Origin of the sequence: Commensalibacter oyaizuii (assembly GCF_029953265.1) — a bacterium.
GTDB lineage: Bacteria > Pseudomonadota > Alphaproteobacteria > Acetobacterales > Acetobacteraceae > Commensalibacter > Commensalibacter oyaizuii.
This window is the reverse complement of the sequence record NZ_JASBAO010000001.1, coordinates 18,792-32,011: the sequence shown is the minus strand read 5'-3', so window position 1 is coordinate 32,011 and position 13,220 is coordinate 18,792. Positions and strand designations below refer to the sequence as shown.

The following is a 13,220-nucleotide window of genomic DNA, read 5'->3' as shown; positions in this document are numbered from 1 at the left end:
GTTATTCATTAATAAACTTAGATATGAATAGATAAACCGCGTTTTTTATCCCGTGTCATCACCTTTTTAAATAGAAGTTACACGATGTTGAACAACTTTACCAATGATGGTTAGAACTGGACTTTTCAAATTTGATTGTTTAACCAATCCTGGCAATGTCTCAATTGTTCCAATAATAACACGTTGATCAGGTAAAGTTCCCTTTTCAATTGTTGCTGCTGGCCAAGAAGGAGGCAGACCATGTTGAATAAGCTGTTGGCATAAAAACGATAGGTTACTTAATCCCATATAAATGACTGTGGTTTGATGAGGATTAACAATACTTTCCCAGGGCAGATCCATCTTGCCTTCAAATTGTGTATGGCCTGTTAAAATCAAACAAGATTGAGCACAGTCACGATGTGTAAGTGGAATACCACTATACGCTGCACAACCATTTGCTGCTGATATACCAGGAACAATTTGAAACGGAACGCCTGACTGTACTAATGCCTCGGCTTCCTCTCCCCCACGACCAAAAATCAAAGGATCCCCCCCTTTTAAACGCAGGACACGTTTTCCATTTTTAGCGTGTTTAATTAATAAAGCGTTGATTTCGTCTTGTGGTAACGTATGTTTTTTACTTTGTTTTCCAACGTAAATTAGAGCAGCATCCCGACGAATACGTTTTAATGTCTCTTTGGATAGTAGATTGTCATATAAAATAACATCTGCATTTTGTAAGCAATGAAGTGCTTTTAACGTCAACAAATCAGGATCACCAGGACCAGCTCCCACCAGCCATACTTCACCATGAATTGTAGGGGTTTGCTGCAATAAACCTTGTAGATAATCTTTGGCTTGATCTTCTTGATTTTGTTCGATCAAATTTGGGCCACGCCCGTCTAAAAAGCGTTCCCATAATCGTTGACGGTGTTCAGTTAAAGGATGATGTTCTTTTACCCACTGGCGATATTTGCCCATAAATTGAGCCAATTTTCCAGTGCTCTGATGAATAACGGGTTCGATAATCTCTCTGATCCGTCTGCTAAGTACTGGCGCAGTCCCACCTGTTGATATGGCAATTTGAACAGGGTTTCGATCAATAATCGCTGGGGTAATGAAACTTGAAACACTGGGATTATCAACAGCACAAACGGCAATATCGACTTGTTGTGCCCACAAGGCAATTTGTGCATTATAATTTTGATCATCTGTTGCTACAAAAACAAGACGTGCACCTAAGATGTGATTTTTAAAATGATGTTCATCCTTAATCTGGCCACAGAATTGAATCTGTTTATTTTGCTCCATACGTTGTATTTCGCTGCACAAATGATTAGCAAAGACTTCTATATTAGCGTTTTTATCCAAAAGCAGACGTATTTTACGTGCGGCAATCTGTCCCCCACCCACAATAATAAGACGAGCCCCATCAATACGCATAGCAATAGGAAAGTAAGAGGGAGAAGAAGTCGCATCCATAATAATTTATTACAATCCTGGAGAAATAAGAATTTATACAAATTTTAAAATGTGTTTACTTCTTATCTTATCTTTTTTTGAATGAAAAGATAATTCAATGTTTAAAATTTGAGACAACTGCGCAATAAAATGAAACAAATAATGTATTTAAACATGTAAAACAGACAGTTTTAAGGCAAAAAAGAACAAGACTGTCATTATTTTATAACGCTTTCTAATTTTCTATAGATATTTTACTTTTTATGCTGACTCTCCTCTTGTGATGATGGCTGTTCTTTTGTAAAGTCGTCCCCGAAAATGAGTAATATTATTGATTGGTAATGTTTGAAATAAGATATAAATATGGAGTTATAAAGTCCTGAATTAAGGGTTCGTTGTTATTATGAAATAATTTTTTTCGTATTTACCCTTATTTTTCGTTTCGTTTTTGTAAATTTATTTAGAGTTACCAATATGATAAACTATAAAAACGACAGTGTGTTTATTCAAAAAAAGCCTGAAATATGACCCCACGTACTAGCTCGCGTTTAAATACGATTGCTTTTTTATCAGTTTTGCTTTGTGCTATTTTATATACAATTATGCACGTAAGAGAGGATATTTTATCCTCTCATAATTCTTCTCTTATAGCATTTATACTATTAGGATTGGCATTAATCATTGCCCTAGGCTTTGAATTCGTCAATGGGTTTCATGATACAGCCAATGCGGTTGCTACTGTTATTTACAGTAATTCGCTGCCCCCTGTAGTTGCGGTGGTCTGGTCTGGTATTTGGAATTTTATTGGTGTTTTACTGTCCAGTGGGGCTGTGGCTTATACCATCATTTCCTTATTGCCCATTGAGTTGGTTTTAAGGGTAGGTAGCGAGGCCGGTTTTTCCATGATCTTTGCACTATTATTGGCCGCTGTGATCTGGAATTTGCTGACTTGGTTTTTTGGTATTCCGAATTCTTCCTCCCACACCTTAATCGGTTCCATCTTGGGGGTCGGTCTGATGAATCAATTACTAATGGGCAATAACACTGCGAGTGGGGTCGATTGGGGGCAAGCGTTACAGGTCTTTAAATCACTAGTTTTTAGCCCATTAGCCGGATTTGTCATCGCATTATTAGGTATGTATTTGTTTAGAATATTAGTACCAATCCCAGCTTTCTATCAATCTCCAAACGGAAAGCCTCCACCTTGGCCGATGCGTTTATTATTAATTTTAACTTGCACTGGGGTTAGTTTTAGTCATGGTTCAAATGACGGACAAAAAGGAATGGGACTAATTATGCTTATTCTAATTGGAACGGTTCCAACCGCTTATGCCCTAAACAGTGCTGTATCCCCCAAACAAGTTGAAGACTTTACCCAAAAAGCATTCATTGTTGATCAAATATTGGTTCAACACAATAATAATCCCATGCCTTCAGTTGAAGAAAGTCGTAAGATTTTAACCAAGACCATACAGCATAATCTAATTTTGCCAGAAACTATTCCAGCAATGCGCACAATGTTGAAAACCATTCAAACTGACGTGCACAACAAAACAACATTTAAAGAAGTCCCCGTCGAATATCAGACAAATCTTAGAAATAATTTGTACTTACTAGACCAAAATCTTGTTCACTTTTCCCATATAGAAACTTTACCTAAAGAACAAGAAACCATTATTAATGATTTTGAAAAAGATATTGTTACTGCAATTCAGTTTATTCCCCCTTGGGTTAAGGTAGTGGTTGCTATTGCTTTGGGATTGGGAACCATGGTGGGTTGGAAGCGAATTGTGGTTACTGTAGGCAAAAAAATCGGTAAAACAGAGCTTACATATGGTCAAGGTGCCGTTGCAGAAACAGTTGCTATGACAATGATTCAAATGGGCAATCAGTTCCATATGCCAGTTAGCACAACACATGTTGTTACTTCTGCCATTGCGGGCTCATCCGTTGGATGTGGTCATGGAATACAATGGCGCACACTGCGTAATATGGGCATGGCTTGGGTATTAACTTTGCCAATGTCGATTATGTTATCTGGAGCCTTGTTTTGGATATTTCTTAAACTCTTTTAAATGCAGCTCAACAGTATCAGCATCATATGCACAGTTTAATATTCTACTCTGCCATTCAATTTTGAAATATAGTATGATATTACGTGAGACAGCGAGATTTTAAATCTAGATGTTTGTTTTATTTATTTCATTCTATATTTTAACTGGAAATCTACGATGAAGCTAAAGCTCAATGATATACTATTCGAGGCTGAACAAGGTGCGATGGCATCTTGCTTTCCTATAATCATGAGTGGGCTAAGAAATTTCAATCCAGAATTTGGCCATAACCTTGCTATTAAAAGCTTGTCCATGGGATTATGTGGAGGCAGGAGACCTTGGCAGGATTCCCCCGCCCTGAAAGTCAAAGCGATGGGATTATCTTTTCCTAATCCAGTTGGTATTGCAGCTGGATTTGATAAAAACGCCGCAGCGGTTGTTCCTTTGGCAAGAATAGGATTTGGTGGTGTCGAAGTAGGAACAGTCACCCCAAAACCACAAAGTGGCAACCCTAAACCAAGGCTTTTTCGATTAACCGAAGATGGTGCAGTCATTAATCGAATGGGATTTAATAATGATGGTATCTATCGTATGGCAGCCCGATTGGAAAAAATCCGTAATTCCAAAGGACCCTTTAAAACAAAAGCTTATATTCCTGTTGGAGTTAACATTGGTATTAATAAAATTGGGGCTAATCCAGAAACAGATTATCCCATGCAGGTTGGGTTAATCGGTCAATATGCAGATTACATCGTTTTAAATCTATCATCGCCAAATACTCCAGGTCTACGTGACTTGCAACATCCTGACCGATTGTCAGGAATTTTACAAGCAATCCAAGAACAACATCCCAATCATCCTCCTCTTTTGGTAAAATTGGCCCCCGATTTATCAGATGCTGAAGTTGAAGCTATCGTTGAAACCGTTATTAATACCAATGTATCAGGGTTAATTTTGACCAATACAACCATCAGCCGGCCAGATTATCTTAAAGGGGCATTCCGATATGAACCTGGTGGACTTTCCGGGCGGCCAATACGACAAAAAAGTACTGAAATGTTGGCACGTGTTGCACGTTTGACAAAGGGACGACTGACACTAATTGGTTGTGGAGGAATTGAAACGGGTGCTGACGTAATTGAGAAAATCATGCATGGTGCAGATTTTACCCAGTTATATTCTGCCTTTGCCTATGAAGGCCCCCCCCTAATTCATCGCATTAAGCGTGAAATTGTAGAAATCTTAGACAAAAATAACATTCATAATGTCGCAGATTTAAAAAATACAGCGTCATAAAGAAAAAATTTGAAGGCAGCTTATTATAAATTAAGCTGCCTTATTTTAAGATTGGCCAGACAAGTAAGATAATTTACTTGGGTCAATATGAATTGATTGTAAGGCAGTACGCCATTTTTTTGTAAAGTGAGAATCAAATAGTATCGATTCATTGGAAGGTGCCAAATGCCATATATTATTTTTGATTTCTTCCTCTAATTGACCTGGTGCCCAATTTGCGTGCCCCAAAGCCAGCAAAGCCTGTTTTGGTCCCTGCCCCGACGATAAATCACGTAGAATATCAAGACTGGCATTTAATTTTACAGTGTCAGTCACAGCAATACATCCATTCGTATCCCAATCTGCTGAATGCAGAACCAATCCATGTGCATTTTCTACAGGTCCCCCTGCACTAATAGAGAAATGTGCATTCTGTGGGAAAGGCGATATACCTAACTGTTGTAGCAATTCTTCAGGAGTGGGCTTGGTTAAATGTCGATTTATAATAATACCCATTGCTCCTTCTTGATAGGAATGTGCACAAAGAAAAATCACAGTTTGTGCAAATAAGGGTGAAGTAATAAAGGGACTGGCAATTAAAAGCTGACCAGCAAAACCATCTGTTAAATCAGAAAATTGTAAAGCCATTGCATCTTCTTAATAAGAGAATAAAACTATTTTAACAATATTCTATGGGAAAAAGTTTCATTTTTAAAGCATATAAATTGCATAACGTATAGTGAATGACGAAAGTCACTTTTTATTTATTGTCTGAACTGACACTTTATAAAGATAATAAAATATAATCTTTATTAAAAAGGAGAATACTTATGAACTGTAAAGGAATAGCATTTGTAACAGGAGCTTCTGCAGGATTTGGGCAGGCTATTACCCATCGTATGGTTCATGATGGATATCATGTTATTGCTGCTGCCCGTAGAAAAGAAAAATTAGATCAATTAGCACAGCAATATCCAAAACAAATTTACCCCTTAGAGCTGGATATTAGAAATGTATCCCACATTAAATCCATTATTGATCAGTTACCCGCTTCTTTTCAATCTATTGATATTTTAATCAACAATGCAGGGCTAGCACTAGGGATAGAACCTGTTCCCCAGATTTCCTTGGATCATTGGGATCAAATGATACAAACAAACGTTACGGGCTTAATTCATTTGACACAACATATAATTGGTGGAATGCTGGAAAGAAAAAGGGGGCATATCATCTCTTTGGGAAGTATTGCAGGCACTTATCCTTATTCTGGCGGAAATGTGTATGGTGCAACGAAAGCTTTTGTTGCACAGTTCATGCTGAATTTAAAGACAGATTTACTGGGCACACCTATTCGCATTACAAATATTGAACCAGGGCTGTGTGGGGGAACAGAATTTAGCAATGTCAGATTAAACGACCATCAAAAAGCAAAGAATGTTTATGCAGGAACAACCCCTTTAACTGCACAAGACATCGCTGAAACTGTCAGTTGGGTCGTAGGATTACCTCCTCACGTCAACATTAACCGCATTGAAATGATGCCTGTATGTCAAGCGCCTGGTGGTCTGTCAGTATCTAGAAAAGAATAATATTTATAAATAATAGGGAACTACAATGGACAAAAAATCGATGCAAGAATTACTTAGAACCAAATACCGTGTTACAAATGGGCAAAAATTTCTATTAACCGACTATAATCCTTCCGATACTGGGGGATTATCCTTAACCAAAAAAGAAGCTAAAAAAATATTAAAAAAACGTGTTAAACGGTTAAGTGAATTGCAAGAGCTTTTATATGCAAACGCCAAAAATGCACTAATCGTTGCATTGCAGGGGATGGATACATCGGGAAAAGATGGTACTATCAAGCATGTAACGTCTGGTATTAACCCACAAGGGATCTCCGTTGCGTCCTTTAAGCAACCTGGACCTGTTGAATTAGCCCGCGATTATTTATGGCGCATTCATATGGCAGTGCCTGCACGGGGAAAAATTGGTATTTTTAATCGCAGTCATTACGAAGAAGTTTTAGTTGCAAAAGTTCACCCCACCCTTTTAGAAAAACAGAATTTACCAACTTGGGTATTAAACGATAGTGATTTTTGGAAACATCGATATCAAGATATCCATAATTTTGAAATTTACTTACGACGTCAAGGAATTGGCTTAGTTAAGATATTTTTAAATATTTCTAAAGAGGAACAACGGCAACGACTCTTATCAAGACTAGACGAGCGAGAAAAACAATGGAAATTTTCCCCTAATGACCCCAAGGAACGTCAGTTTTGGGAACAATATCAAGCAGCATATCAAGAAGCAATTGCCCAAACAGCTACAGAAAATACACCTTGGATCATTGTACCTGCTGATAATAAGTGGTATGCGCGTTTAGTCGTCGTCGAAGTATTGATTGGAGAATTAGAAAAATTTGATATGGCAGCCCCACAGCCTAATCCAGAGATAATATCATCTTTGTCGGAGTTAAAAGAAATATTAGGCGAAAAGCCTTCTGATTTAGAGCAAGAAAAGAACGCTAAGAAAAATAAAAAAGAAGATATATCTAAGGCATCTAACGAGAAGAATCTTGATAAAGAGCCAAAGAAAAAAAAAGATAAGAAAAATTAGAGTTTTTAAAAATTACAAACGAAAATAGGGAAAAATTAAGTGCGTCTTCATCAGTTTTTATACAGTGCTGTTTTTTTATATTCAATAAGTCTTTCTTCTGTAGCTTTTGGTAAAAGTCCTCTTAATCAGTGCGATAATCAAGGTTTTTTGAAAGCTCAGCGTGAATTTGAAAATTCTATTAATCAATATAAGAAAGAAGACGTACCTGTTCACATTTGCGGAACCGTTATTGCTTATTCAGAACAACGTAGAACACGCAGTGGTGAGCATGGTTATTTTTATGTCAATGTTGGATCAGGAATTACCATACGCGTTGTTAGCAATCTAGACGTAATGCATACACCTGCCTGGCCTTGGGTTAAAAAAGGTGATTATGCAGAAGTTGTAGGAAGATACTATTATGACAACCCAAGACGACAAGGTATTGACTGGACACATAAAGGGACAAGCCACAAATGGCCATATCCTGGATATGTCCTCATCAATGGGATCAAATATGACTAATGACTAATGACTAATGACTAATGACCAAAACCTTAATAAACAAATAGAAATTGTTTCTCTATGGCTGAGAAATTAAAGTTTTTCTCTTTGTTTTTTTAGGTTTTGCTTTTTTATATTCGAATTTTAACTGATTATTATCTGTTTGAATATGCACTTCTCCGCCTGCAGTCAAACATCCAAATAAAATTTCATCAGCTAATGGCTTACTGATATAATCCTGAATAATTCTGCTTAATGGTCTAGCACCATAAACAGGATCGTAACCGTGATCTCGTAGCCAATTTTTTGCACTTGTCGACAAAGTCAATAAGACCTTTTGTTCTTGTAATTGATTTTGTAATTCTACAAGAAATTTATCGACAACTTTGATGATCGTTACTTTAGATAGTGGAGCAAATGGGACAATAGCATCTAAACGGTTACGGAATTCAGGAGAGAACTTTTCCTTAATTGCTTCATTATTGTCAATATCAGAATATCCACGACCAAAACCAATAGCTGGAGATACCATTTCTGCGGCACCTGCATTAGTGGTCATGATTAAAATAACGTTCCTAAAGTTAATAGTTTTGCCATTATGATCTGTTAAAACGCCATGATCCATGACTTGCAGCAAAATATTATATATATCAGGATGTGCTTTCTCAATTTCGTCTAATAAAAGTACACAATGAGGATGCTGATCAATAAAATCTGTTAATAGACCACCTTGATCAAAACCAACATAACCAGGTGGTGCACCAATCAAACGTGAAACTGAATGTTTTTCCATGTATTCTGACATATCAAATCGAATAAGCTTGATCCCCAAGACAGTTGACAATTGGCGTGCAACTTCTGTTTTTCCAACCCCTGTTGAACCACAAAATAAATAGCTGCCAATTGGCTTTTGCGAGGGACGCAGTCCAGCCCTAGACATTTTTATCGCTGATGTCAAAATATCGATAGCTTGATCTTGACCATAAATCACCTTTTTCAGACGACTTTCGATCTGTTTCAATGTTTTTTTATCATTAGAAGAGATTGTTTTTTCAGGTATTCTCGCTAATTTTGCGACAGTTTTTTCTATATCATGTACGGTAACATTTTTCTTCTTTTGATCTTCAGGAAGCATCGCTTGTGTTGCCCCAACTTCATCGATAATATCCAGAGCTTTATCTGGCAACTTACGATCATGAATAAATTTTACCGATAAGTTAACTGCAGTTTCAATGGCCTCTTTTGAGTATAAAACATTATGATGACTTTCATAATATTCTTTAAGCCCTAAAATAATTTGAATTGTCTCTTGAGGTGTAGGTTCTGTTACATCAATTTTTTGAAAACGCCTGACCAAAGCATTATCTTTTTCAATATGTTGGCGATATTCTTTGTAAGTTGTAGATCCAATACAACGAAGACTTCCATCTGCCAAGGCAGGTTTTAATAAATTAGAAGCATCTAGGGAACCGTTAGAAGTTGACCCTGCCCCAACTATTGTGTGAATTTCATCAATAAATAGAATTGCTTGCTCTTCACTTTGTAACGCAGCGATAATAGCTTTTAGCCGTTCTTCAAAATCACCCCTATACCGGGTCCCAGCCATCAAATCACCCATATCTAGGGCATAGATTGTACTATTTTGTAAGATTGCAGGAATAGTTTTTTCAACGATCTTAATGGCTAATCCCTCAATAATAGCAGTTTTACCAACACCAGGATCACCAACCAATAAAGGATTATTTTTGGTACGTCTGCATAGTATTTGAATCGTGCGTTCTATTTCTTGATCACGTCCAATAAGAGGATCGATTAACCCATTTGCTGCTTTTTCATTCAAATTGACACAATATTGCTGTAATGGATTTTCTTCACCACCTTGATGATCCCTGTGCTCATCGAACAAATCTTCTAATTCTTCTGAACTATCTAAAGAATAATGAGAAGAAGCAGAAGGTATTTTGGTAATTTTGTGTGCGATGAAATTTAAAGCGTCTAGTTTTGTTAAATTTTGATTCTTTAAAAAATATACCGCATGGCTTTCATGTTCAGCAAAAAGAGCAATTAAAATGTTTGTTGCATTAACTTCTTGATGGCCACTGGATTGGACATGAATGGTTGCACGTTGAATAACTCGCTGAAATGCCGTTGTAGGTTTTGGGGTAACATCAGCACGATTGACCAAAATCGATAAATCATTTTGTATGAAATATTGAATTTCGTTTCTCAGTTTTTGGATATCAACGTGACATGCTTCAAATACTGTTATAGCGTCTGGATCTTCGGTTAATCCATATAATAGATGTTCAAGGGTTACATATTCATGATGATATTTCCCAGCTAATTCAAAAGCGCGGCGTAATGAATGCTCTAAATTATTGGATAACACAGATTAGTACCTTTCGTACTATAATGACCAGACATTATTTTTTAATATTATTTTATTGCAAGCAAATTATTTTACAATCAGTATTTTTCTTTCAAGGTAACTTTATACGATCTTTCATACTTAAAGATATAATCCTTAAATAATGAAAGGTTATTCTTTTTCAAGAGTGCATTGCAATGGATATTGGTGGTGTTTGGCCAATTGTAGTACATGATTAATCTTTGTTTCGGCAATTTCATAGGTAAAGATGCCACAAATACCGATCCCTTTTTGGTGGATTTCAAACATAATGGTAATTGCATCCTCGGTTGATTTTTGAAAAATCGTTTCTAAGATATGCACAACAAAATCCATTGGGGTATAATCGTCATTAAGCATAATGACTTTATACATAGGGGGCTTTTTAACCTGCTGTAAGGTAACTGTATCAGGGCTATTAAGAATTTGGCAATGTTTGTCCAAATGTGATGTATTATTTAAAGTGCAAAATGTCATTGGCAAACTGATAATGTTACTGGGTTACACATAGATGTTTAAGGCTCTTACTGTATTTTGACAAGAAATAAAAGCATTTAATGCCCTCCCACTTTTTCATGTATCATTCATTCTCTATTAATAAATTCATTACAAATTAAATTTTATTTCTAATTGTAAATAGATCAGATTATACTTGAAGAACGTAAGGTATCATCTTTGATTTTATTGCTTTTTAGTAATTCTGATGTTGAAGATACGTTATGAAGGTGATATTGTAATTGCCGATAGTTTCGATGGGTAAATTGCTGATTTGTACTTTATAGTTTTCCAAAAATGATTACATACCGTTTTCATAAAAAAAACCAATTTACTGTATAAATAGCAAAAAAGAGCATATAATCAATGATATAAACACGGGGGAATAAGGTGATAGTTCATAGAGTAAAGGGAGGCGCAAAATTCGGATTGCATAAACAGCTTTTACAATTATGCCTCTTATTTATGTTAAAGAGAAACAATGCCCTCGTTGGACTCGCTGCTCTTGTCACATGGTTTTCGGCTATTGTTATATCCCCTATAGCAAATGCACAATATGTCGGACGTGTTAGTACTATCGTTACGGATATTAACGGCCGCGTTGTTTCAGAAGATGATGCCGATTTAAAACGGTATCCAGCCAGCCTAACAAAAATGATGACGTTATACATGACGTTTCGTGCGTTAAGAGCAAATGCTATCTCCCTTAATCAGCGTATCCCTGTATCCATTCATGCTGCATCAATGGAACCTTCAAAACTGGGATTAAGGGCAGGATCATCCGTAACAATTCGAGAAGCAGTACTGGGACTGGTTACAAAATCCGCAAATGATGCCGCTTGCGCACTGGGTGAATTCATAGGAGGCGGAGATGAAGCTCGCTTTGCCCAAATGATGACCCAGCAAGCGCGATACTTAGGAATGAGCCGTACAACGTTTCAAAATGCATCAGGACTGCCCGACCCTGACCAAGTCACCACTGCACGAGATATGGCCACTTTGGCACGCCGTTTAATCTTGGATTTTCCTGAATATTATCCTTTTTTCCGTACCCCTTCTTTTAATTTTCGAGGACGTAATATCCCCAATCATGATCCATTGTTGAAATCATATGCTGGGGCAGATGGACTTAAAACAGGGTATACTGCAGCTGCAGGACACAATTTGGTTGGTTCGGCGGTACAGGGAAATGTCCGTTTAATTGGTGCCGTCTTAGGGGCATCTAGTAACGGTCAACGCAACACAATTATGATGAATGCTTTAGACGATGGTTTTGTAAAAAGCGGAGTTTCCCCAGCCAATCGCCCTATTATCCTGGCGAGAAGCAGTAAAAAGAACAATCATAAACGTTCCAAAGTAATCTTGGCCAGAGCTACCCGTTCCTCTAAAGGGAAAACAGTTGAAGTCGCGCAAGCTGCCTCTCATTCTAAAAAAAAGAAAGCCACCGTACATAAAGCCAGCTTAACCACCCATAAGAAGGCAACCACAAAAAGAAAAGCTAAATAAAACTGCGATCCTATCTCTACTTTAATTTATAAAAATTAACTTGTCATCTTAAATCAATATGGGCACTATTGAGCTAGATTTTATTAATTTTGTAAATACAGTGGAGATATAGATGGCTGACCGACGCATGATGTTTTATACCCAAGAGGACTTTGTCGGGTTAAGGGCTGCTGGTCGTTTAGCTGCCGAAACTTTGGATATGATTACTCCTTATGTAAAAGAAGGCGTAACAACAGAAGAGCTAAATACAATCATTCATGACTATACGATTAAACATGGTGCCATCCCAGCACCTTTAAATTATAGGGGTTTTCCCAAGTCCTGTTGTATTTCAATTAACCATGTTGTTTGTCACGGTATACCAGGCGACCGCCGCTTGATGAATGGGGATATTTTAAATATTGACGTGACCCCTATTTTGGATGGTTGGTATGGGGACAGTAGTCGCATGTATATTGTTGGTCAGGCATCCCGCCTTGCACAACGTTTGATTGACACTACATATGAAAGTTTGATGCTGGCAATTAAAGAGGTTAAACCAGGGAATACCCTAGGAGATATTGGCCACGTCATTCAAGAATACGCAGAAGGCCAGCGCTTTTCTGTGGTTAGAGACTTTTGCGGTCACGGTATAGGACGCGTATTTCACCAAGAACCCAATGTGTTACATTACGGGAAAAGAGGTCATGGTTTAGAATTAAAACCAGGAATGGTTTTCACCATAGAGCCGATGTTAAATGCAGGTAAAGCAGAGGTCAAGATTTTGGATGATGAATGGACCGCCGTTACCCGTGATCGTTCCTTAAGTGCTCAATTTGAACATATGATGGGTGTCACCGAGGATGGGTGCGAGGTATTTACTTATTCACCAACAGGTATGCACAAACCCCCTTATAATTTGGAAAAATAGCTTAAAAGCAAATAAATATTCT

The 13,220-nt window shown here is 37.3% G+C and carries 11 protein-coding genes; 7 read left to right on the top strand and 4 right to left on the bottom strand.

Annotation, left to right across the window (positions count from 1 at the left end; all coding sequences use genetic code 11):
* Positions 1 to 66: 66 nt before the first annotated feature.
* A complete protein-coding gene (gene cysG / locus QJV27_RS00145) occupies positions 67 to 1,464 on the bottom strand; it encodes a siroheme synthase CysG (protein WP_281446975.1) in 1,398 nt (465 codons plus the stop codon).
* A 503-nt stretch (positions 1,465 to 1,967) separates the two neighbouring features.
* Between cysG and QJV27_RS00140 the strand changes: the two genes are divergently transcribed.
* Both QJV27_RS00140 and QJV27_RS00135 read left to right on the top strand, forming a co-directional pair.
* Positions 1,968 to 3,518, top strand: a complete 1,551-nt coding sequence (locus QJV27_RS00140; RefSeq protein ID WP_281446974.1) for an inorganic phosphate transporter — start codon at positions 1,968 to 1,970, stop codon at positions 3,516 to 3,518.
* Between the two features lie 156 nt (positions 3,519 to 3,674).
* The gene (locus tag QJV27_RS00135; protein WP_281446973.1) at positions 3,675 to 4,793 is read left to right on the top strand and encodes a quinone-dependent dihydroorotate dehydrogenase; all 1,119 of its coding nucleotides are present in this window, start codon (positions 3,675 to 3,677) and stop codon (positions 4,791 to 4,793) included.
* Between the two features lie 45 nt (positions 4,794 to 4,838).
* Here QJV27_RS00135 and QJV27_RS00130 read toward each other — a convergent pair whose 3' ends face one another.
* Positions 4,839 to 5,420, bottom strand: coding sequence for a YqgE/AlgH family protein (locus QJV27_RS00130; RefSeq protein WP_281446972.1), 582 nt, complete (start codon positions 5,418 to 5,420; stop codon positions 4,839 to 4,841).
* Positions 5,421 to 5,602: 182 nt separating this feature from the next.
* Between QJV27_RS00130 and QJV27_RS00125 the strand changes: the two genes are divergently transcribed.
* From QJV27_RS00125 to QJV27_RS00115, 3 genes are all read left to right on the top strand, one after another.
* A complete protein-coding gene (locus QJV27_RS00125) occupies positions 5,603 to 6,361 on the top strand; it encodes an SDR family NAD(P)-dependent oxidoreductase (protein ID WP_281446971.1) in 759 nt (252 codons plus the stop codon).
* A 25-nt stretch (positions 6,362 to 6,386) separates the two neighbouring features.
* A complete protein-coding gene (locus QJV27_RS00120; RefSeq protein WP_281446970.1) occupies positions 6,387 to 7,397 on the top strand; it encodes a PPK2 family polyphosphate kinase in 1,011 nt (336 codons plus the stop codon).
* Positions 7,398 to 7,481: 84 nt separating this feature from the next.
* Complete coding sequence (locus QJV27_RS00115) at positions 7,482 to 7,901, top strand: DUF3465 domain-containing protein (protein ID WP_281448930.1); 420 nt, start codon at positions 7,482 to 7,484, stop codon at positions 7,899 to 7,901.
* A 58-nt stretch (positions 7,902 to 7,959) separates the two neighbouring features.
* Here QJV27_RS00115 and clpA read toward each other — a convergent pair whose 3' ends face one another.
* Positions 7,960 to 10,269 (bottom strand): ATP-dependent Clp protease ATP-binding subunit ClpA, encoded by a 2,310-nt coding sequence (gene clpA / locus QJV27_RS00110; protein WP_281446969.1) that lies wholly within the window; start codon positions 10,267 to 10,269, stop codon positions 7,960 to 7,962.
* Positions 10,270 to 10,419: 150 nt separating this feature from the next.
* Positions 10,420 to 10,764, bottom strand: coding sequence for an ATP-dependent Clp protease adapter ClpS (gene clpS, locus QJV27_RS00105; protein WP_281446968.1), 345 nt, complete (start codon positions 10,762 to 10,764; stop codon positions 10,420 to 10,422).
* 408 nt (positions 10,765 to 11,172) lie between these two features.
* Between clpS and QJV27_RS00100 the strand changes: the two genes are divergently transcribed.
* Both QJV27_RS00100 and map read left to right on the top strand, forming a co-directional pair.
* On the top strand, positions 11,173 to 12,288 hold the full coding sequence (locus QJV27_RS00100; protein WP_281446967.1) for a D-alanyl-D-alanine carboxypeptidase family protein: 1,116 nt from the start codon (positions 11,173 to 11,175) through the stop codon (positions 12,286 to 12,288).
* 112 nt (positions 12,289 to 12,400) lie between these two features.
* Positions 12,401 to 13,198 carry a type I methionyl aminopeptidase gene (gene map / locus QJV27_RS00095; RefSeq protein WP_281446966.1) on the top strand — a complete coding sequence of 266 codons (798 nt, stop codon included), beginning with the start codon at positions 12,401 to 12,403 and terminating at the stop codon, positions 13,196 to 13,198.
* The last annotated feature ends 22 nt before the right edge of the window (positions 13,199 to 13,220 follow it).

Excerpts from the sequence above, each read along its gene's own strand:
- map (WP_281446966.1), top strand. The coding sequence starts at position 12,401 with ATGGCTGACCGACGCATGATGTTTTATACCCAAGAGGACTTTGTCGGG.
- QJV27_RS00120 (WP_281446970.1), top strand. The coding sequence starts at position 6,387 with ATGGACAAAAAATCGATGCAAGAATTACTTAGAACCAAATACCGTGTT.
- QJV27_RS00130 (WP_281446972.1), bottom strand. The coding sequence starts at position 5,420 with ATGGCTTTACAATTTTCTGATTTAACAGATGGTTTTGCTGGTCAGCTT.
- QJV27_RS00125 (WP_281446971.1), top strand. The coding sequence starts at position 5,603 with ATGAACTGTAAAGGAATAGCATTTGTAACAGGAGCTTCTGCAGGATTT.
- QJV27_RS00135 (WP_281446973.1), top strand. The coding sequence starts at position 3,675 with ATGAAGCTAAAGCTCAATGATATACTATTCGAGGCTGAACAAGGTGCG.
- cysG (WP_281446975.1), bottom strand. The coding sequence starts at position 1,464 with ATGGATGCGACTTCTTCTCCCTCTTACTTTCCTATTGCTATGCGTATT.
- QJV27_RS00140 (WP_281446974.1), top strand. The coding sequence starts at position 1,968 with ATGACCCCACGTACTAGCTCGCGTTTAAATACGATTGCTTTTTTATCA.
- clpS (WP_281446968.1), bottom strand. The coding sequence starts at position 10,764 with ATGACATTTTGCACTTTAAATAATACATCACATTTGGACAAACATTGC.